The organism is Nocardia sp. NPDC051787 (genome assembly GCF_040681325.1).
Lineage (GTDB): Bacteria > Actinomycetota > Actinomycetes > Mycobacteriales > Mycobacteriaceae > Nocardia.
Window position 1 is genome coordinate 20,744 of the sequence record NZ_JBFAYO010000005.1, and the last position, 18,943, is coordinate 39,686.

17 protein-coding genes are annotated in these 18,943 nt (G+C 67.9%); 8 read left to right on the top strand and 9 right to left on the bottom strand.

The window, feature by feature from the left end; translation table 11 throughout:
• Positions 1-4 precede the first annotated feature (4 nt).
• Complete coding sequence (locus AB0M45_RS06855; protein ID WP_364323730.1) at positions 5-2,053, top strand: ATP-binding cassette domain-containing protein; 2,049 nt, start codon at positions 5-7, stop codon at positions 2,051-2,053.
• Entirely contained in the window at positions 2,050-3,993 is a 1,944-nt protein-coding gene (gene cydC / locus AB0M45_RS06860; protein WP_364323732.1) for a thiol reductant ABC exporter subunit CydC, read from the top strand. The genes AB0M45_RS06855 and cydC overlap by 4 nt, the downstream gene beginning before the upstream one ends.
• A gap of 394 nt (positions 3,994-4,387) precedes the next feature.
• Here the strand turns inward: cydC and AB0M45_RS06865 are convergent, their stop codons facing one another.
• The 6 genes from AB0M45_RS06865 to AB0M45_RS06890 form a co-directional block, all read right to left on the bottom strand.
• The gene (locus tag AB0M45_RS06865) at positions 4,388-5,095 is read right to left on the bottom strand and encodes an FABP family protein (RefSeq protein ID WP_364323734.1); all 708 of its coding nucleotides are present in this window, start codon (positions 5,093-5,095) and stop codon (positions 4,388-4,390) included.
• A 188-nt stretch (positions 5,096-5,283) separates the two neighbouring features.
• On the bottom strand, positions 5,284-5,589 hold the full coding sequence (locus AB0M45_RS06870; RefSeq protein WP_040773727.1) for a DUF1416 domain-containing protein: 306 nt from the start codon (positions 5,587-5,589) through the stop codon (positions 5,284-5,286).
• Positions 5,590-5,594: 5 nt separating this feature from the next.
• A complete protein-coding gene (locus tag AB0M45_RS06875) occupies positions 5,595-6,428 on the bottom strand; it encodes a sulfurtransferase (protein WP_364323737.1) in 834 nt (277 codons plus the stop codon).
• Positions 6,429-6,458: 30 nt separating this feature from the next.
• The gene (locus AB0M45_RS06880; protein ID WP_364323739.1) at positions 6,459-7,022 is read right to left on the bottom strand and encodes a DUF4395 domain-containing protein; all 564 of its coding nucleotides are present in this window, start codon (positions 7,020-7,022) and stop codon (positions 6,459-6,461) included.
• A 313-nt stretch (positions 7,023-7,335) separates the two neighbouring features.
• Positions 7,336-7,779, bottom strand: a complete 444-nt coding sequence (locus AB0M45_RS06885) for a thioredoxin family protein (RefSeq protein WP_364323741.1) — start codon at positions 7,777-7,779, stop codon at positions 7,336-7,338.
• Entirely contained in the window at positions 7,776-8,576 is an 801-nt protein-coding gene (locus tag AB0M45_RS06890) for an LmeA family phospholipid-binding protein (protein WP_364323743.1), read from the bottom strand. Before AB0M45_RS06890 ends, AB0M45_RS06885 begins: the two co-directional genes overlap by 4 nt.
• Before the next feature lie 294 nt (positions 8,577-8,870).
• Between AB0M45_RS06890 and AB0M45_RS06895 the strand changes: the two genes are divergently transcribed.
• From AB0M45_RS06895 to pstB, 6 genes are all read left to right on the top strand, one after another.
• Positions 8,871-9,635 carry a response regulator transcription factor gene (locus AB0M45_RS06895; protein WP_364323745.1) on the top strand — a complete coding sequence of 255 codons (765 nt, stop codon included), beginning with the start codon at positions 8,871-8,873 and terminating at the stop codon, positions 9,633-9,635.
• Between the two features lie 138 nt (positions 9,636-9,773).
• Complete coding sequence (gene mshD, locus AB0M45_RS06900; protein WP_364323747.1) at positions 9,774-10,694, top strand: mycothiol synthase; 921 nt, start codon at positions 9,774-9,776, stop codon at positions 10,692-10,694.
• A gap of 241 nt (positions 10,695-10,935) precedes the next feature.
• Positions 10,936-12,048, top strand: a complete 1,113-nt coding sequence (gene pstS, locus AB0M45_RS06905) for a phosphate ABC transporter substrate-binding protein PstS (protein ID WP_364323749.1) — start codon at positions 10,936-10,938, stop codon at positions 12,046-12,048.
• 88 nt (positions 12,049-12,136) lie between these two features.
• Positions 12,137-13,105, top strand: a complete 969-nt coding sequence (gene pstC, locus AB0M45_RS06910; protein WP_364324118.1) for a phosphate ABC transporter permease subunit PstC — start codon at positions 12,137-12,139, stop codon at positions 13,103-13,105.
• Positions 13,105-14,007 carry a phosphate ABC transporter permease PstA gene (pstA, locus tag AB0M45_RS06915; protein ID WP_364323751.1) on the top strand — a complete coding sequence of 301 codons (903 nt, stop codon included), beginning with the start codon at positions 13,105-13,107 and terminating at the stop codon, positions 14,005-14,007. The genes pstC and pstA overlap by 1 nt, the downstream gene beginning before the upstream one ends.
• 22 nt (positions 14,008-14,029) lie before the next feature.
• Positions 14,030-14,806, top strand: a complete 777-nt coding sequence (gene pstB / locus AB0M45_RS06920) for a phosphate ABC transporter ATP-binding protein PstB (RefSeq protein WP_364323753.1) — start codon at positions 14,030-14,032, stop codon at positions 14,804-14,806.
• 268 nt (positions 14,807-15,074) lie between these two features.
• Here the strand turns inward: pstB and phoU are convergent, their stop codons facing one another.
• From phoU to AB0M45_RS06935, 3 genes are all read right to left on the bottom strand, one after another.
• A complete protein-coding gene (gene phoU / locus AB0M45_RS06925; RefSeq protein WP_364323755.1) occupies positions 15,075-15,737 on the bottom strand; it encodes a phosphate signaling complex protein PhoU in 663 nt (220 codons plus the stop codon).
• Positions 15,738-15,748: 11 nt separating this feature from the next.
• Positions 15,749-16,228 (bottom strand): hypothetical protein, encoded by a 480-nt coding sequence (locus AB0M45_RS06930; RefSeq protein WP_364323757.1) that lies wholly within the window; start codon positions 16,226-16,228, stop codon positions 15,749-15,751.
• A 210-nt stretch (positions 16,229-16,438) separates the two neighbouring features.
• Positions 16,439-18,202, bottom strand: a complete 1,764-nt coding sequence (locus AB0M45_RS06935; protein WP_364323759.1) for an LCP family protein — start codon at positions 18,200-18,202, stop codon at positions 16,439-16,441.
• Positions 18,203-18,943 lie beyond the last annotated feature (741 nt).

Consider the following 18,943-nt stretch of genomic DNA (forward strand, 5'->3'; position numbering starts at 1 on the left):
CGCCATGGCCCGTCCACCGATCGATCCACGCCTGTGGCGGTACGCCCGCTCGGCGCGTAGCTACCTGGTGCTGAGTGTCGCGCTCTCGCTGCTGATCACCGGTGCGATCGTGCTGGCGGCGGTGCTGATCGGACGGGTGCTGGCCGGGGTCGTCACCGACCCGGACCGGCGCACTCTCGGCGCGTGGACGATCGAACTGACCGTCCTCGCGCTCGTGCTCGCGGTCCGGGCGCTGGCTACCTGGTTCCAGTCCAGGCTGGCCCACCGGGCGGGCGCGAGCGTGGTGGCGGAACTGGAAACGGCGGTGCTCGCGGCGGGCGCGCGGCTGTCCCCGCGCGAACTCGAGGCGCGCCGAACCGAGCTGGCCGTGGTGGTCGGCGCCGGGCTGTCCGGGCTGCGCGGCTATCTGGTCGGCTACCTGCCCGCGCTGCTGCTGGCGGCACTGGTTCCGCCGATCGTGCTCGCGGTGATCGCGATGCACGATCTGACCTCCGGTGTGATCGTGGTGATCACCTTGCCGCTGATCCCGGTCTTCATGATCCTCATCGGACTGCTGACCCAGGGGCGCGCTGAAGCCACGCTCGCGGCCACCACCCGGCTGTCGGATCAGTTGCTCGACCTGTTCGCGGGCATGCCGACATTGCGGGCGCTCGGCCGGGAGACCGGCGCGGCCGAAGCCGCCCCCGAGCCTTCCCGACACGCGCGGCAGGTCGCCGCCGACTCCGGTCCGCTGGTCGGAGCTGCCGGACGTGTGCACACCATGCAGCACCGCGTGCGAGATCTCGGTGACGCGTTGCGGCTGCGAACCATGCGCGCCCTGCGTATCGCCTTTCTGTCTTCGATGGTGCTGGAGTTGCTCGCGACGCTGAGCGTGGCGCTGATCGCGGTCTCGATCGGGCTGCGCCTGGTGTTCGGCGAGATGAGCCTGTATGCGGGGCTGGTCGCCTTGATCTTGGCGCCCGAGGTCTACCTGCCGCTGCGCATGGTCGGCGAGCGTTTCCACGCCGCCCAGGACGGCATGGCGGCCGCGGACAAGGCATTCGCGATACTCGAATCGGTGCCCGCAGAGCGGGGCCACCGAACGAGTGCCATCGAACACGCTGCTTCGTCGGGAGCATCCGGCGCAGGACAGCGCGATACACCGCGACGTGGGATGGCATCGGGCGTGCGCGTGCGCGATCGCGAGGAACTCAGCGGTCCCGGCATGCGCACTGCGGAGCGGGACAACCGGGCGGTTAGGTCGAACGCCGTGCGCGATACGGCAGCCCACGAGTCCGATGTCGCCGATCGTGTTCCTGCGCTTCGAGTTTCGTCTGGGGCGGAGACGGCACAGTGCGGTACTTTCGGCGATACCGCAGGCCGTGGACTGGTCGAGGTGAGCGACCTCTCGGTGCGCGCGCGGGACGGGTTCGCGCCCGCAGGGCTGTCGGCAACGTTTTCGCCCGGCTCCCTCACTGTGCTCGCCGGGCCCAACGGAAGCGGGAAATCGACGGCGGTGCAGGCCATCCTCGGCTTGATCACGCCCGATCGGGGTGTGGTGACCGTCGACGGGAACGATCTGCATGAGCTGGATTCGGAGCGATGGTGGGCGCGCGTGGCGTGGCTGCCGCAGCGGCCGGTGCTCGTTCCCGGCACACTGCGGGACAACCTCGAACTGCTCGGCGCCCAGACGGTGGACCGCTCCGCGCGGGGACCTGCCCGGGTTGTCGACGACCTCGAGGCGGCGTGCGTCGCCACCGGTTTCGATGCCGTGCTCGCCGAGCTGCCGGACGGATGGGACACCATGGTGGGACCCGGCGGTGTCGGATTGTCCCTGGGCCAGCGCCAACGGCTCGCGCTGACCAGGGTGCTGGCCGCCGACCGCCCGGTCCTGCTGCTGGATGAGCCCACGGCGCATCTGGACGCCACCGCGGAGGCCGCCGTACTGGCCGCGCTGCAAGTACGCGCTCGCGCGGGCGCCACGGTGGTGGTCATCGGGCACCGTCCGACCGTGCTGGCCGCGGCCGACCGTGTCGTCCAGGTTGGCGCCGAGCAGGCCGAGGTCGTCCGATGAGCACGCGGAATATCGGTGGCACCACGCTGCTGGAAGATCTGCGCCGGATGTGGGCGCTGCTCGAGTTGTCCCGCTGGCGGGTGGCGGTGGCGATCGCCTGGGGTGTGCTCGCGTTGGGGAGCGGGCTCGGTCTCGCCGCACTGGCCGCGTGGTTGATCGCGCGCGCCTGGCAGATGCCGCCGGTGCTGGACCTGAGCATCGCCGTGGTCGCGGTTCGCGCCCTCGGTATTTCGCGGGGCCTGTCCCGGTACATGGAACGCCTGGCCACGCACGATGTCGCCCTGCGCGCCATGACGACGGCCCGCACGACGGTCTATCGAACGCTGGCCCGCTCGGACTTCTGGCTGCGTCGGCCGGAGCCGTCGAACAGTGGTGCCGACGGGTTCGGCGCTGGCAGCGGTTCCACTGCGCCGCGCCGAGGTGATCTGCTCGTCCGGGTCGGCAGCGACATCGATGATCTCGGGGCGGTCGTGGTGCGGGTATTCGTGCCCGTCACGGTCGCCGTCGTACTCTCGCTGGCCGCCGTTGGCCTGCTGGCCACGATCTCGCTGGGTGCCGCCGCGATCCTGGCGGGCGCGCTCGCGGTGTCCGGTGTCGTCGCTCCGTGGCTGTCGGCCAAGGCGGCGCGTGCGGCCGAGCGCGCCGTGCGCGCCGATCGCGCCGAGTTCACCGCGCGGTCCCTCACGGTCCTCGACCACGCGGCCGAGCTACGCGTCGCCGGGCGGCTCGATGCCGCACTCGACATGGCGGCGGACTCCGCACGCCGAGCCGTCGCCGCGGAGGACACCGCGGCCTCGCACAGCGCTTGGTCGGCGGCTGCCACGCCGCTGTCGATCGGCGCCAGCGTGCTCGGAGCTTTGCTGATCGGCATCACCCTCTACGGCCCCGACGGCGCGACAACGGGTGCGATGACGCCGATGGCGCTCACCGTGCTGGTCCTGCTGCCCCTGTCGGCTTTCGAGGCGGTCGGTCCGCTACCCGCTGCGGCGCAGGCACTCACGACCGCCCGCGCGGCCCTGTATCGCCTGGCCGGATTCGAAGGCGATCCGGCGACCATGGCCGCGCCGAATCCCGGCACATCGCCGACAACCCGCCCCGCCACAACGAGGGTTACTCGAACCGGCGATGACGCAATCGCCGCTGCGCACCCTCGCGGGGACGATTCGGCGACGGCGACTCGACCGCTCGACGATGGACCGGCGGCCGTGGAGGTCGATGAAGCGGCAGCACTCCGCACGGGTGAGCCGATGGCAGGGCGCTGGATCGGGTTGGCCGGTTCTGGCCGTGCGACAGGCACCCGCGTACCGGAGCTGCCGGAGGGGCGACGGATCGCGGTGGTCGGGCCGAGCGGTGCCGGGAAGACGACGCTGCTGATGGCATGGGCGGGCCTGTTCGGCACGCCGCGCCCCGGCGTCACCTTCTTCGCCGAGGACGCGCACCTGTTCGGCACCTCGGTGCTGGAGAATCTGCGGGTCGCCCGCGGCGATATCACCGAGGCGGAAGCCGAGCAAGCCTTGCGGACAGCTGGTCTCGGTGCCTGGCTGGACGGTCTGCCACAGGGAGTGCACACCGATCTGGTCGGGGGAGCGGCGGCCGTGTCGGGCGGTCAGCGCCGCCGCATCCTCCTCGCGCGTGCCCTGGTGTCATCCGCTCGTGTGTTGCTGCTCGACGAACCGACTGAGCACTTGGAGGCCGAGTCCGGGGCGCGGCTGCTGCGCGCCCTGCTGGATGTCGACAGCGGCCTCGTCGAACCGGATCGCGTCGTGGTCGTCGTCACGCACCAACTGCCGCTGGATCATCGGGCCGACGCGGTGCTACATATCGATGCATCAGGGCAGCTGACAACCGATTTCGCGGCCAACGGCGCGCGGCGCGGTGCCCACGGGCGGCAGCGGCTGGACGTTTCCGCCCACGGAGAAATTCCGTTGCCGACCCGCTGATGCCTCGCTAGATTCGTTCGTACACGAGGAAGGAGGTGGTTCGAAGAATGGATATTTCTAGGACACGTGAGGTGGCTGTCCGCTAGCGCCACCGCTGCAGGTGGATTTCGCCCGCGCGAGCGCTGAGCGAATTCCAGGCAGTCACCCGGCCCCCGAGCCCCGGTCTGTCCGACCGGACCCGTGCGTATGAAACCGCACCGGTTACGGCTCGGGGGCTGTTCTGTTCCGCCTCTCCGAGTATTCAGGCCGTACCAGTGGGTGCCACTCGGGTTGGTGACAGGTCCTGCGTTGGGTGCAGCGTGAGTTCTGGGCGTACCCGGTGAGTTACCCATGTGCTTACGAAATCAGTTGTCGCGTCGGCAGGAAGCGACGGCAGTATTGTCGCCTCCGCAGCTCAACCGATGTAGCGCTGAAGGCGGGCCGAGAGGCGGGGTTCGAGGGGGCCGTCGGCGACGACGCGTTCTTCGACGTAGGCCAAGTCGCCGCCTTCGACGATGCCGTAGAGGCGCTTGGCGCCGCCGACGACGACGCCGGACTGGCTGCGGATCACCACATCGGTGGCCAGCTCCCAGGACGACTGGGTCAGCGCCTGTCCGTAGAACAGCTCTACGATGCCGCTGCTGTGGGTGAGCAACAGCTCGATGACCTCGTCGTTGCCGTCGATGCCGACTCGCCAGAAGCCGCTTTCGCGCAGATCGGGGCCGCCGTAATTGCCTTCGGCGTCGATGACCCAGGACTTGGATTCCCAGGAGAGGAAGTCGCCGCCGTCATGTGAGACGACGATCTGCTGGCCGAACCGGTAGTCGCCGCGCTCGGGATCGTTGCCCTCGCCCTCGCCGCGCCAGACGCCGACCAGCGGCAGCAGTGCGAGCATCGAGGCGCTCAGATCCGGCCCGAGCCGCAGATTGGCGGTCTCCTCGGGCAGCGGCAGATCCGGCAGGACCGGGATATTGCGGGCGCTGGTCGATTTCGCCCGTTCGGCGGCGTCGGCCACGGCTTGGTCGCCGCTGCGGCGAGCAGCGGTGTCGGCCGGAGCGCTGCCGTTCAGTTGTTCACTCGCTCGCTCGGCCGGATCGGAACCTTCGCTCGCGAGTTCGCTCATGATTCGGTGAACAGCCGGTAGAAGACGTACAGGCCGAACCAGCCGATCAGCACGGCCACAGCCACCAGCAGAATCTCGAAGAAGAGGACCACGTTTTGGAGTCTAACGACACCCGCACCGCCACACGCAAACGGCCCCGGTGCTTCCCTGGAAGGAAAGCGCCGGGGCCGTTCAGCGAGTGCGGTGCCCTACTTGGCGACCGCGACGTCGACGGCGTGGATGCCCGCGCCCTCGGGGCGCACCTCGGCGGAGCCGTTGCCCGCCGAGGACAGCGCGCGGACGGTCCACGCGCCGGGAGCCGCGAAGAACCGGAAGTCGCCGGTGCCCGAGGCGACGACCTCGGCGGTGAAATCACCGTTGCCGTCGAGCAGGCGCACGAACGCGCCGCCCACCGGCTGGCCGTCGGTGCTCAGGACGCGGCCGGTGATGACCGTCTCCTTCTCCACATCGACGCCGGCCGGGATGGCCTGACCCTGTGTCGGTGCTGCACACATATTGATTACTCTCCCAACTCGATCGGTGCGCCGACGAGGGAGCCGTACTCGGTCCAGCTCCCGTCGTAGTTCTTGACATTCTGGTGGCCGAGCAGTTCCTGCAGGACGAACCAGGTGTGCGAGGAACGCTCACCGATCCGGCAGTACGCGATGGTCTCCTTCTCGCCGTCCAGCCCGGCCTCTTGGTAGATCTCGGCCAGTTCGGCGTCGGACTTGAAGGTGCCATCCTCGTTCGCGGCCTTGCTCCACGGCACGTTGATGGCGCCGGGGATGTGGCCCGGACGCTGGCTCTGCTCCTGCGGCAGGTGCGCGGGAGCGAGGATCTTGCCGGTGAACTCGTCAGGCGAACGCACGTCGACCAGGTTCTTGGTGCCGATGGCCGCGATGACCTCGTCGCGGAAGGCGCGAATCGACAGGTCCGGCGCGGCGGCCTTGTACTGGGTGGCGGGCCGGTTCACCGGCGCGGTGGACAGCGGGCGGCCGTCCAGCTCCCACTTCTTGCGGCCACCGTCGAGCAGCTTGACGTTGTTGTGGCCGTACAGCTTGAAGTACCAGTAGGCGTACGCGGCGAACCAGTTGTTGTTGCCGCCGTACAGGATGACCTCGTCGTCGTTCGAGATGCCGCGCGCCGAGAGCAGGTCGGAGAACTGCTCCTGGTTCACGAAGTCGCGACGAACCTGATCCTGCAGGTCCTTCTTCCAGTCGAGCCGGACGGCACCCTCGATGTGCCCACCGTCGTAGGCGGAGGTGTCCTCGTCGACCTCGACGAAGACCACGCCGGGGGCGTTGAGGTTCTCTTCGGCCCAGTCAACGGAGACCAGGACATCGGAGCGAGCCATTGTTTTCCTTTCAGAGATGACTTGCAGGGTTCAGTTCGATGCCGGGGATCCGGCGGGGTGCGCGTCAGGCCCGGACGCCCGCGTGCCCACGGAGGGCTCGCGAACACCGCTGTCCGGACCAGTCCGGCGGAGACGGGCGACCAGCGGATAGATCTGGCAGCCCAGGCAGATCCCGAACGCCGCGTTCAGGAACGCCGCGAACAGGGCGAAGCCGGCGAATACGGCGCCGACGACTGTGGAGCCGAGCGCGAAGCCCAGCAAACTGGCGGCCGCGAAGACGAGGCCGAGCAACTGTGCGAACCGCAGCGGAGCCACCGGCTCCGTGACGCCGGTCGGCGTGAGCCGCGGCGCCACGAACGCGGCATAGATCCGGCCGTAGGGGTGCCGGCGTGGACCATAGGCGGCGCCGATGGCGAAGGCGATCGCCTGCAGGGCGATCAGCACTGCCGCGGCGACCGCCGAGAACGCGGCGGCGAGCAGGACCAGAACGAGGATTCCGGTGGTGACCCACGCGGTGAAGCGGGGTCCGCGGACGTCGACCTGATCGGTGGAAGTGGGTGCGATTCCGGAACTATTTCGGATCTCGGTGGACATTGTGCGTACTCCTGCGCTGAATAAGTCTGATAACTGGAAAATTGCCAGTTCGCCGGGGGATCCGGGGATCACTCGCGCGGCGGGCAGCGGTCGGCGTCAGGGAATTGGGGAGGCCGACCGATCAGCGGCACAGGCAGCAACAACCACCGAGCCGACACAGATCCACTGTGCGGCGTCGGGTGAGCATCAGCTCGTGGTTGGCAAGCACGGAAAGGAGTTTACCCAATTCGGCGGGGGAATTGGACCCGGGGGGCGTCACATCCGTCTAGAGGCCTTGTCCGCGCAGCTCAGGCGGGCGCGTCTGCGTTCGGCCTCAGGCGGCCGCGGTGAGTGGCTCCAGCGCGGAGTGCAGATCCGTGGCCTTCGGCACGCCGGAGATGCGGAACCGTTCCCTGCCCTCGACATCGAAGACGAAAGTCGTCGGCAGCGAGAGCACGTTCAACTCGCGCGCGAGCGCGGGCTCGGCGTCGATATCCACCTCGATGTCCTGCGGCGGTTGCGCCGATCCCTTCAACTGGTCCGTGACACCGGCGACCACCCGGCGAACAGCGGCGCACGGGCCGCACCACTCGGCGGAGAAATGCAGCACCGCGGGACCGGCACCGGTCACACCGACGGCCGCGAGCAGCTCGGCGCGCGCCGATTCGGACAAGTCGATGGCGTTCCCCGCGCGCACCTTGCCGTGGCGGCGGCGCAGCAGGACGCCCACGGCCAGCGCGGCGAGCAGTACCACTGCCAGGATGGTGAATGGGATCATGGTCGGTGCAATCGGTCGAGGTCGATCGTGACGTTCACGCCCTTGCCCTCCACGACGATCTGGCCGCCCTGGGCGGAGACCTTGGTGGGCCGGACACCGAACGGCAACTCCTTGGTGTCGATGGTACGGGTGAACCTCGCGAGCACGGCAGGGCGATCGGCTTCGGTGATCACCGCCACCGGCATGGTCTCGGTGCCGGGGCTGCCACGGTAGAAGCCGGTCGCCACGATCTTCACCTGGTCGCCGTCGAGGAATAGATCGGCCTGCACGCTGACTTTTTCGCCGCCGTACTGCGCGCCGGGGGTCTCCGGCAAAGTGCCGGTGAGCACCAGCGCGCCCGTGGTGGTCATGCCGGAGCCCCCCGACCCGCCGGTCCCGTCGGACTTGTCCGCTGGACGCGAGTGCACCTGCAGGTCGGGAATGGTGAACAGTCTGCCGAGTTCGGTGGGCTCCACCCGCAGCCTGCTGTCCACCCGCTCCACGGGGACGCCGCGCAGACTGCCGTCGACAAGTGCGCCCAGCGGCAGCCGCACCCCGGTCAGCGTCGCCTCCAGTGCGGTCTCGCCGGGGATGTCGTCGCGGTTGGCCCTCGCTCGGATCTCGATGTTGTCGTAGCGGCTGTCCCACGCCTGGCCGAGGAATGGGAAACCGTGAATCGTCACCTCGGGGTCCGCGGTGAGATCGGCGCCGTCCCGCAGCGCCCGTGACACGCGGTACTCCGAATAGGCGGCGGTGCTGAAGTCGACGACGATCGCGAATCCGGCCAGGCACAGCAGGCCGATGATCAGCTTCCGCATGCTCCCCCGTCTCTCCGGGTCTCGGGCCGCGCCGGTCGGGCGCCGCGCGGCACGCGTTCGAATTCCGCGCCGGGCAACTCGCGGGTGGTGGGCCTGCCCGACGTGTAACCCATGGACGCACCCTATCGGTTGGCCCGAACCCGGCTCCGGCGTGTCCTCCGGTCCGGTGCCGGACCCCGGAATGCGTGGTCATCCAGGGTTACGCGCTAATCTTGCATCCGATTACCTGTGATTAGCGACGTGGCTACGGCGGCGCTGCCGCATTCGCGACGCTACGAGATGGGAGGAGGGCCTGTGGAGCTGCTCCTGCTTACCTCCGACCCCAACCCCGAGTCGGTGTTGCCATCGCTGGCGTTGCTCGCGCACAACGTGCGCCCCGCGCCGACAGAAGTGGCCTCGCTGCTCGAAGCGGGCACCGCGGATGTCGCCCTGGTGGACGCGCGGACCGACCTGGCCGCCGCCCGTGGGCTGTGCCGCCTGCTCGGCAGTACCGGCTCGTCCGTGCCGGTTGTCGCGGTGCTAACCGAGGGCGGTCTGGTCGCGGTGAACGCCGACTGGGGACTCGACGACATCCTGCTGCCCGGCACCGGACCGGCTGAACTCGACGCCAGGCTGCGGCTGCTGGTCGGGCGCAACGGCGGCGTGGCCAGCCCGGAGAACAGCGGCAAGATCACCCTCGGCGAGCTGGTGATCGACGAGGGCACCTATACCGCGCGGCTGCGCGGACGCCCGCTCGACCTCACCTACAAGGAGTTCGAGCTGCTGAAGTACCTTGCGCAGCACGCGGGACGGGTGTTCACCCGCGCGCAGTTGCTGCAGGAGGTGTGGGGTTACGACTTCTTCGGCGGCACCCGCACAGTCGACGTGCACGTCCGGCGGTTGCGCGCCAAACTCGGCAGCGAGTACGAGTCCCTGATCGGCACCGTCCGGAACGTGGGCTACAAGGCGGTGCGTCCGTCGCGGGCTGCGGGCAAGGGCGAACCGGTGAACTTCCCGGAAGATGAGAACGAGGGCACCGACGATTCACCGTTCGCGCCGATCAACGGTTCCACGCCCTGAGTCCTCGCGGCTGGTGGCCGCGTTCTCTCCGCTAGCCCTCGTATCGCGATCGGCCGATATCGAAATGCGGCTGGCTCCCATGACGTTGCCAGAAGCGGAACTCCGCACGGGGTCCGATGGCTCGAAGAACGGAGGCCGATGAGCGGCGCGACGACCCTGTGGATCGATCGTCCGGACGAGGACACGGCACGGGCGATCACCGATCTGCTCGCGCGGGCCACGGCTGCCGACGGCGTCGCGCCGATCTCGGAGCAGGCGGTGCTGTCGGTGACCTCTGGCGACCACACCGCTGCGCGGCATCTGCTCGCACGGCGCGGCGGTGTGATCGTCGGATACGCGAACCTCGTTCCCGCGCATGGCGAACACCCGGCGATGGCGGAGGTCGCGGTCGACCCGCTGGCCCGCGGTCAGGGAGCAGGTACCGATCTGGTCACGGCCGCGCTCGCGGCAGGCGGTCCAGGGGCGCGGGTGTGGGCACATGGTGATCGGCCCGCAGCCAAATCCCTCGCCGCCGGTCTCGGGCTACGTACGGTGCGTGAGCTGTGGCAGATGCGGCGGCCGCTGGCTACATCGGAGCTACCCGAACTGGCCGTGCCGGACGACATCGTGCTGCGCAGCTACGCCGGTCCCGCCGACGACGCGGAGTTGCTGCGGGTGAACAAGGCCGCCTTCGCTTGGCATCCCGAACAGGGTGGTTGGACCGAACGCGATATCGAGATCCGCCGCGCCGAGCCCTGGTTCGACGCGAACGGCCTGTTCCTGGCCTTCGATGCCGCGGCGCCCGGCCGCCTGCTCGGATTCCATTGGACCAAGGTGCATTACGGGCAGCGCCCGCCGCTCGGCGAGGTCTATGTGGTCGGCATCGACCCGGCGGCGCAGGGGCGGGGGCTCGGCCGTCTGCTCACGCTGGCCGGATTGCGCCACCTGCGCGACCGCGGTCTAGCCGAAGTGTTGCTGTATACCGAGGCCGACAACGCCGCCGCGGTGCGCACCTATACCCGTCTCGGATTCGCTACCGCCCATGTCGACGTCGCCTACGCGGCGGCCGAGGCTGAATAGCAGGCGGCGGACTCGGTGTCCTCGAGTAAAACTGGGGCAAACGTCACATATACCGGGTGTAATCGCGCCGGGCTGTTCACCCTCCGTTCACCCAGGTCGGTCCAACTGTCAACCACATGACCCTACGTTGAGTGAGGGCAGCACACTGCTGCCTGGTGCGCAAGTTCCCCGCGAACAGCACCACATCACCCGTCCGGGCCGGTGAGGGACCGGACGAGTAGGACGCCATTCCGGAGGAATAGTGAATTTCAAGCGCAGCAGCGCCCTCGTTGGTGTGCTGGCCGCTGGCGCCATGACCCTGGCCGCCTGTGGCAGCGACGACAACACCGCGACCGACTCGAGCAACGTTGCCAAGGTGGATGTGGCCTGTGGCGGCAAGGAAGCTCTCAAGGCCAGCGGCTCCTCGGCGCAGAAGAACGCGATGGAGCGCTTCATCGCCGCCTACGAGAAGAACTGCGACGGCGCCACGCTCAACTACACCTCGAGCGGTTCCGGCGCGGGTGTGAGCGAGTTCCTCGGTAACCAGACCGATTTCGGTGGCTCCGACTCGCCGCTGAACCCGAAGAAGGACGAGCCGAAGAAGGCCGCCGACCGCTGCGCCTCGCCCGCGTGGAACCTCCCCACCGTGTTCGGCCCGGTCGCCATCACCTACAACATCGACGGCGTGACCGACCTCGCGCTGGATGGCCCGACCGCCGCCAAGATCTTCAACGGCGCGGTGACCACTTGGGACGCCCCCGAGATCAAGGCGCTGAACCCGAACGCCAAGCTGCCGTCCGAGCCGATCGCGGTGATCTTCCGCAGCGACGAGTCGGGCACCACGGACAACTTCCAGCTCTACCTGGACGCCGCTTCCGACGGCGCCTGGGGCAAGGGCGCGGGCAAGGCGTTCGTCGGTGGCGTCGGCGCGGGCTCGAAGGGCAACGAGGGAACCTCGGCCGCAGTGAAGACGACCAAGAACTCGATCACCTACAACGAGTGGTCCTTCGCGAAGGCGCAGAACCTCTCGATCGCCCGCGTCATCACCTCGGCGAGCAAGGACCCGGTAACCCTGAACGTCGAGTCGGCGGGCAAGGCGATCGAGTCGGCGAAGATCTCGGGTCAGGGCAACGACCTGGTCATCGACACCTCCTCGTTCTACAAGCCGACCGCGGCGGGCGCGTACCCGATCGTGATGCCGACCTACGAGATCGTGTGCTCGAAGTACGCCGACGCCAACACGGCCAAGGCGGTCAAGGCCTTCCTCACCTCGGCGGTCACCAACGGCCAGCAGGGTCTGGACGAGGCCGGGTACATCCCGATCCCGGAGCAGTTCAAGACCAAGCTGACCACCGCCATCAACGCCATCTCCTGATAGCGAACCCATGACCGTGCACGACGAAGTTGCCGCCGCTGGACAGTCGGATTCGACCGTCCGGCGGGCGGGCGGAGATACTGCGCTCATGCCGAGTAAGCCGAGCACCGAACCGGCCGGAGCCGGGCGCCGTCACAGTCCGCGTGCGGAGATCATCTTCCGCTCGCTGGCCACGACGGCAGGTGCGATCATCGTTGCCTCCATCGCGTTGATCGCGCTGTTCCTGTTGATTCGGGCGGTGCCTTCGGTACTGGCGAACGACGCGAACTTCTTCACCAGCGCCGAGTTCAACACCTCCGACGCCGACAACCTACGGTTCGGCATCCGGGATCTGTTCATGGTGACGGTGCTGAGTTCGATCTTCGCCTTGGTGCTGGCCGTTCCGATCGGCATCGGCATCGCGCTGTTTCTCACGCACTACGCGCCGAAGTCATTGGCGCGGCCGTTCTCGGTGCTCGTCGATCTCCTGGCGGCGGTGCCTTCGATCGTGTTCGGTCTGTGGGGAATTCTGGTCCTCGCTCCGCAGCTGGAGCCGGTGCAGACCTTCCTCAACGACAACCTGGGCTGGCTGTTCCTGTTCTCGGACGGCAATATCCCGCTGGCCAGCGGTGGCACGATCTTCACCGCGGGCGTCGTGCTCGCGGTGATGATCCTGCCGATCATCACGTCGGTCAGTCGCGAGGTGTTCAACCTCACCCCCCGCGCGCACATCGAAGCGGCCCAGGCGCTCGGTGCGACGAAGTGGGAGGTCGTCCGGATGACCGTGCTGCCCTACGGGCGCAGCGGCATGATCGCCGGAGCCATGCTCGGCCTCGGCCGCGCGCTCGGCGAGACCATCGCCGTGCTGATCGTGCTGAAGACGGCAGCGCAGCCGGGAAGCTGGTCGGTGTTCGACGGCGGCTACACCTTCGCCTCCAAAATCGCCTCGGCGGCGGCGGAATTCAGTGAGCCGCTGCCGACCGGCGCGTACATCGCGGCAGGCTTCGTGCTGTTCGCGCTGACCTTCGTCGTGAACGCGCTGGCGCGTCTGGCCGCCGGCGGAAGGGTGAACGGGTGATGACCACGTCGACATTGGACCGGCCGGTCAAAGCCCCCACCTTCCGGCATGTGAGCCTGAGCCGGCGGGTGCGCAACAATCTCGCCACCGGATTGGTCTGGCTGGCCTTCGGCATCGCGCTGGTGCCGCTGGGCTGGGTGCTGTTCATGGTGGTCACCAAGGGTTTCAACGCCGTGGTCAAGGCGAACTGGTGGCAGAACTCGCTGAAGGGCGTGCTGCCCAATCAGTTCGCGGGCGGCGTCTACCACGCGATCTACGGGACCATCGTGCAATCGCTGGTCGCCACGGTCATCGCGGTGCCGCTCGGCATCATGGCCGCGGTGTATCTGGTCGAGTACGGTCGCGGAGCCCTGGCCAAGACCACGACGTTCATGGTCGACATCCTGGCGGGCGTGCCGTCGATCGTCGCGGCGCTGTTCATCTTCGCACTGTGGATCGCGACGCTCGGGTTCCCGCAGAGTTCGTTCGCTGTGTCGCTGGCGTTGGTGCTGCTGATGTTGCCGGTGGTCGTTCGCAGCACCGAGGAAATGCTCAAACTGGTGCCCGACGAGCTACGCGAAGCGTCCTACGCCCTCGGCGTCCCCAAGTGGAAGACGATTGTCCGCATCGTGGTTCCGACCGCGCTGCCCGGCATGATCAGCGGCATCCTGCTGGCCATCGCCAGGGTGATGGGTGAAACCGCTCCGGTGCTGGTGCTGGTCGGCTACAGCAAGTCGATCAACATGAACATCTTCGACGGTAATATGGCGTCGCTGCCGTTGTTGATCTACCAGGAGCTGGCCAACCCCGAAGCCGCAGGACGGGCGCGGGTCTGGGGTGCGGCATTGACTCTCATTCTCATCATTGCCCTCCTGTACCTGGCAGCGGCGGTCGTCAACCGGCTGCTCACGCGGAACCGATAGAAGCGGAACGGATTACCGAAAAATGGCCAAGCGGATCGACGTCAAAGATCTGAACATCTACTACGGCAAGTTCCACGCCGTGTCCGAGGTTTCGCTGACCGTGCTGCCGCGCAGCGTGACCGCCTTCATCGGTCCCTCCGGCTGTGGCAAGTCCACCGTGCTGCGTTCGCTCAACCGCATGCACGAGGTAACCCCGAACGCCCGGGTCGAGGGCGCGGTGCTGCTGGACGGCGAGGACATCTACGGCACCCAGGTCGACCCGGTCGGCGTGCGCCGCACCATCGGCATGGTCTTCCAGCGGCCGAATCCGTTCCCCACCATGTCCATCCGGGACAACGTGGTCGCGGGGCTCAGGCTGCAGGGCCTGCGCAACAAGAAGGAGCTCGACGAGGTCGCCGAGCGGTCGCTGAAGGGCGCCAACCTGTGGAACGAGGTGAAGGACCGCCTGGACAAGCCGGGCGGCGGTCTCTCCGGCGGTCAGCAACAGCGTCTGTGCATCGCGCGTGCCATCGCGGTGTCACCCGACGTGCTGCTGATGGACGAGCCCTGCTCGGCGCTGGACCCGATCTCCACCCTGGCGATCGAGGATCTGATCACCGAGCTGAAGAAGGAATTCACCATCGTCATTGTCACGCACAACATGCAGCAGGCCGCGCGCGTGAGTGACCAGACCGGCTTCTTCAACCTCGAGGCCCAGGGTAAGCCTGGCAAGCTGATCGAGATCGACGACACCGAAAAGATCTTCTCCAACCCCTCGCAGAAGGCCACGGAGGACTACATCTCGGGTCGCTTCGGCTGATTCCGGCCACCGAACGCATCCCGGTCGACGCGGCATAGCACGGCGAAAGTCCTGGGTAACATGGCTACCCAGGACTTTCGTGTGCTTGCCGTCATCGAGACGGAAACCTTGTAGCCACTCGCCGTGGCGCGGTGTTCCCGGTAGGGAAACGCCGCAGGCGTGATCGGGCGGAATCGGGTATCCGAGCGCCGCCATGGGCGCTGGGTTCGGCTACCCGAGTCTTAACCGACCTGACGAATGGCGGGTTCCGGTCGCGCAAGACTCTTGGTTACGACTCGGCATCCGGGTCAGGGGGAAGCACGCCGGTGACCAGGAAGATGACCCGGCGGCCGATTTCGACGGCGTGGTCGGCGAAGCGCTCGTAGTAGCGGCCGAGCAGCGTGACATCGACGGCGGCGGCGACGCCGTACCTCCAGTCCCGGTCCATGAGCAGCGTGAAGAGGTGCCGGTGGAGGTCGTCCATCGCCTCGTCGTCCACGTTCAGTTGCGCGGCGCGCTCGGGGTCGCGGGTCTCCAGCACTTCCCTGGCGCCCGCCCCCATGTTCACCGCGATGCGGCCCATCTCGGCGAAGTAGCCGTTGACCGCCTCGGGCAGCGCGTGATTCGGGTGGCGCCTGCGCGCGACCTTCGCCACGTGTAGCGCGAGCGCGCCCATCCGGTTCACGTCCCCGACGATCTGGATCGTGCTCACCACCTGCCGCAGATCGCCCGCAACCGGGGCCTGTAGCGCGAGCAGGGCGAACGCCTTCTCTTCGGCGTCCTGGATCAGCTCGTGGATCCGGTCGTACTCACTGATCACCTGCTCGGCCAGAGCGAGGTCGGCCTGGAGTAACGACTGGGTCGCCCGCTCCATGGCCGAGCCGGCCAGGCCGGCCATCTCGCCCAACAAGTTGGCGAGCTCGGCCATTTGCTCGTTGTAGATGACACGCATGAAAACTGACACTAGTTCGCCGCGCTGACCAAGTCACGAACAGGGAGTGAATGACCGGTGCGAACAGTTAGCGTGTGTGTTGCCGCAGGCGGAAACCTCGCCGCGTCCGCGTGGCCGATCTTGGTCTCGCTGCGGCTGCGCACCGCGGAAATGTGACCCGCATCGCACAGCAAGCGTGACTGCCGACCGGCGTGTCGGCGGCTACCGCCGGATCGCCGCTCCTTGCAGATGTCGTCGGCGGCGTGCATGTGCTCCAGGTCGGACGGCAGAGCGACCTCGGTCTTCTCCGTGGAGGCAGCCACGTTCGTGATCTCGTCGCCGAAAGGAACGGGCGGGCGGATCGTGCCGGTGTACTCCTTGCCGAGGACCACCTGGACGATGCTGCCGAGCTCGCCCGCTTTCTCCCTGGCTCCGGGAATCGCGGTGGCCACGGTCGCGGCCTCGGCCTCATATCCGGGCGCGTACCTGACCCTGGTGGTAGCGGACAGCAAACCCCTAGTTCGGCGCGTTGACCAAGTCACGAACACCGAGTGAATGACCGGTGCGAACTGTTAGCGCGCGTGTTGCCGCAGGCGGATCGCTCGCTCCGGTCGCGTCGCCGATCTCGGTCTCGAGTATCCGCGAACCCAGAAAATGTGATCCGCGTCGCACAGCGGGCGCGGCCGTGCCCAGCATGCCGGATGGCTCTATTGGGCCAGCTGCTACTTGCAGATCTCTTCGGCCGCGTTGACGTGTTCCAGGTCCGAGGGCAGTACGGTCGGCGTCGAATCCTTCGAGGTGCTGGTCGCAACGTTGGTGATCGTGTCGCCGACCGGCGTCGGTGCCTTCACGGTGACGCCGTTCGTCGAGTCCGCTCCAATGACGACCTCGACGATGCCGCCGAGATCGTCGGCGGCCTCGATGGTCGCGCCGGGGATCGCGGTGGCCACCGTGGCGGCCTCGGCTTCCAGGCCCGCGGCGTAGCGGACCTTCGTCGTCGCGGAGTTGCCGTTGGCGTAATTACCGGTGTTGTAGATCGTGAAGCCCTGGTTGCCGAGCTTGGTGGCGGCCGTGCGCGCCAGACCCTCGTATCCGGAGCCGTTGGACACCAGCAACGAGACGGTGGAGGGATCCACCGCCGTGTATTTCGTCGGTGCCGGCGTGGCCGGGGTAGGAGCGGGTGTGTCCTTCGGGACGGTCGGCTTCTCTCCCGGCAGCGGCTGATCGTCGCGGATCGCCTTGAAGATCGCCTTGATGTCGGATTCGCGGGGGATCTCGTTGCCGTAAGAGGTGGTGCCCGCGGTCGGGACGGTGATGAAGGTAACCGTGCCCGCATCGATCTTCTGCAGCGAGCGGCCCAGCATCAGCAGATCCTCGGGCCTGGTCTTTTCGTCGACCACGGTGTGATCGGTGAAATCTTTGATGAAACCGTTCAGTTTGCCCAGATCGAAGAGCACGTTGCTCGCCAGTGCACCGCGCAGCAGCGAAGCGAGGAAGCGTTGCTGCCGGTTGATCCGGTCGTAGTCGCTGCGTTCCTCGCCGTAGACGTGCCTGGCCCGCACATAGTTCAGTGCGGTCTCGCCGTTGATGCGCTGCTTACCCGGCTTCTCGAGGATGGTGCCGAGTACCTCGTCGACGAGCGGTTTGGTCGCGCAGACCTCGACGCCATCGATCTTATTGACCATTGTCTCGAAGCCGGCGAAGTCGATGCCGATGAAGTGATTGATCGACGCGCCGGTGAGACGCTGGATCGTGGAGACGAGGCACGGCGGGCCGCCGAGATTGTAGACGGCGTTGAGCTTGTCGCCTATGGCAGACGGGTACTTCTCGCCGGAGCTTCTGCTTTTCTCATTGTCCCACCCGGTGCATTGCGGCCTGGTCACGTCCAGGTCGCGCGGGAAGGAGACTACGACGACCCGACTTCGGTTCTTCGGGATGTGGACGAGCATGGTGGTGTCGGCGCGGGAGCCCTCGGCGTCGTCCAGTGTGCCTGCGCCGAGGTTGCCGTTGGCGCCTGCGCGCGTGTCGGTACCGACGAGCAGGTAATTCTCGTCGCCGAGCTGGGCATTGGAATCGACGATGTCCTGTGAGTTCTCGTCGAGGGCGGAGACCTGGGTGAAGCTGTCCGTGGTCGACTGCATGTAGCTCCAGCCGCCGCCGGTCGTCAACAGAACCAGGACGGCGACCACCGCCATCGCGACTCGGCCGATGGTCCGCAGGCGTTTGTTCCTGCGCTCGCGGGCGGCCGCCAGGCGGGATTGCGCGGGTGTGCCCACCGGCTTCGGTTGGGCTTTGCCTTCCTTGGTCGGCCAGCCCGCGCCCTTGCGCTTGGCGCGGGTCTGCTCGGTGAGCGGGGGAAGAACGTCGGTGATTTCTTCGGCCGGCTCCGGCTCGGGGCGGGCTGGGGGACCGGAGCGCTCGGCTGGACGACGGTTCGCGGCGCGCGAGGCAGGGGTGGCGTGTTCACCCGCGATGTCCTGGACCACCGGAGAACTGCCGGTGGGTCGTGCCGCGGGCGTGTCGGGGGCGCGGCGGGGGCCTGCCGCAGCGCCGCGGCCATTGGCGGCGTCCGGGGGGCGGCGGGCGGGCTCTGGGGAGCGTCGGGGAGCGTCCTGGCGTGGCGCGGGCTCGGCGCGATGGCCTCGTCCCGGTGCGGGCCCCGCATCCGGTAGTTCGGGCTCGGCGCGGCGACTCCGCCCTAGTTGGCCGCTTGCGTCCGGTAGCCCCGGCTCGGGACGGCGGCCCCGTCCGGATGGGGGACCGGCGTCTGGTGGCACGGGTTCGGCGCGGCGGCCCCGTCCTGGTGCGGGGCCCGCGTCCGGTACTGCCGGTTCGGCGCGGCGGCCACGATTCGGCGCGTCACCGTCCTGTGGCGCGGCCGCCCTGCGGCCCCTTCGCCCGGCACGCTCGTTGTCGACCCGCTGGACGAGATCCTGGACCGTGAGCGGTGCGGAACCCTGGTCGGGAGTGGCGTCGGTGTGCCGCGAGCGCCGGGACGTCCGTGTGGCGTCTCGTTCGGGGTAATCCGCCGCGGGATACCGCTCCCACGGGGCACGACCTCCGGGCCGTGGCGAACGCCCGTGCCGATCGTCACCCACCAACGAACCTCGCTTTTCGTCTTGCTTTCCGCCTCAGCCGTACTCCACCGGCAGCACCGATTCCGCAATGATAACGATTCCGCCACAGCCAGCCACCCGAGTGCGAAACCGGCGAGGTCACAGCGGTGT

What these genes read in the sequence shown, in the direction of transcription:
- AB0M45_RS06855 (WP_364323730.1), top strand. Translation starts at nt 5, where the DNA reads ATGGCCCGTCCACCGATCGATCCACGCCTGTGGCGGTACGCCCGCTCG.
- cydC (WP_364323732.1), top strand. Translation starts at nt 2,050, where the DNA reads ATGAGCACGCGGAATATCGGTGGCACCACGCTGCTGGAAGATCTGCGC.
- AB0M45_RS06865 (WP_364323734.1), bottom strand. Translation starts at nt 5,095, where the DNA reads ATGAGCGAACTCGCGAGCGAAGGTTCCGATCCGGCCGAGCGAGCGAGT.
- AB0M45_RS06870 (WP_040773727.1), bottom strand. Translation starts at nt 5,589, where the DNA reads ATGTGTGCAGCACCGACACAGGGTCAGGCCATCCCGGCCGGCGTCGAT.
- AB0M45_RS06875 (WP_364323737.1), bottom strand. Translation starts at nt 6,428, where the DNA reads ATGGCTCGCTCCGATGTCCTGGTCTCCGTTGACTGGGCCGAAGAGAAC.
- AB0M45_RS06880 (WP_364323739.1), bottom strand. Translation starts at nt 7,022, where the DNA reads ATGTCCACCGAGATCCGAAATAGTTCCGGAATCGCACCCACTTCCACC.
- AB0M45_RS06885 (WP_364323741.1), bottom strand. Translation starts at nt 7,779, where the DNA reads ATGATCCCATTCACCATCCTGGCAGTGGTACTGCTCGCCGCGCTGGCC.
- AB0M45_RS06890 (WP_364323743.1), bottom strand. Translation starts at nt 8,576, where the DNA reads ATGCGGAAGCTGATCATCGGCCTGCTGTGCCTGGCCGGATTCGCGATC.
- mshD (WP_364323747.1), top strand. Translation starts at nt 9,774, where the DNA reads ATGAGCGGCGCGACGACCCTGTGGATCGATCGTCCGGACGAGGACACG.
- pstC (WP_364324118.1), top strand. Translation starts at nt 12,137, where the DNA reads ATGCCGAGTAAGCCGAGCACCGAACCGGCCGGAGCCGGGCGCCGTCAC.
- pstA (WP_364323751.1), top strand. Translation starts at nt 13,105, where the DNA reads ATGACCACGTCGACATTGGACCGGCCGGTCAAAGCCCCCACCTTCCGG.
- pstB (WP_364323753.1), top strand. Translation starts at nt 14,030, where the DNA reads ATGGCCAAGCGGATCGACGTCAAAGATCTGAACATCTACTACGGCAAG.
- phoU (WP_364323755.1), bottom strand. Translation starts at nt 15,737, where the DNA reads ATGCGTGTCATCTACAACGAGCAAATGGCCGAGCTCGCCAACTTGTTG.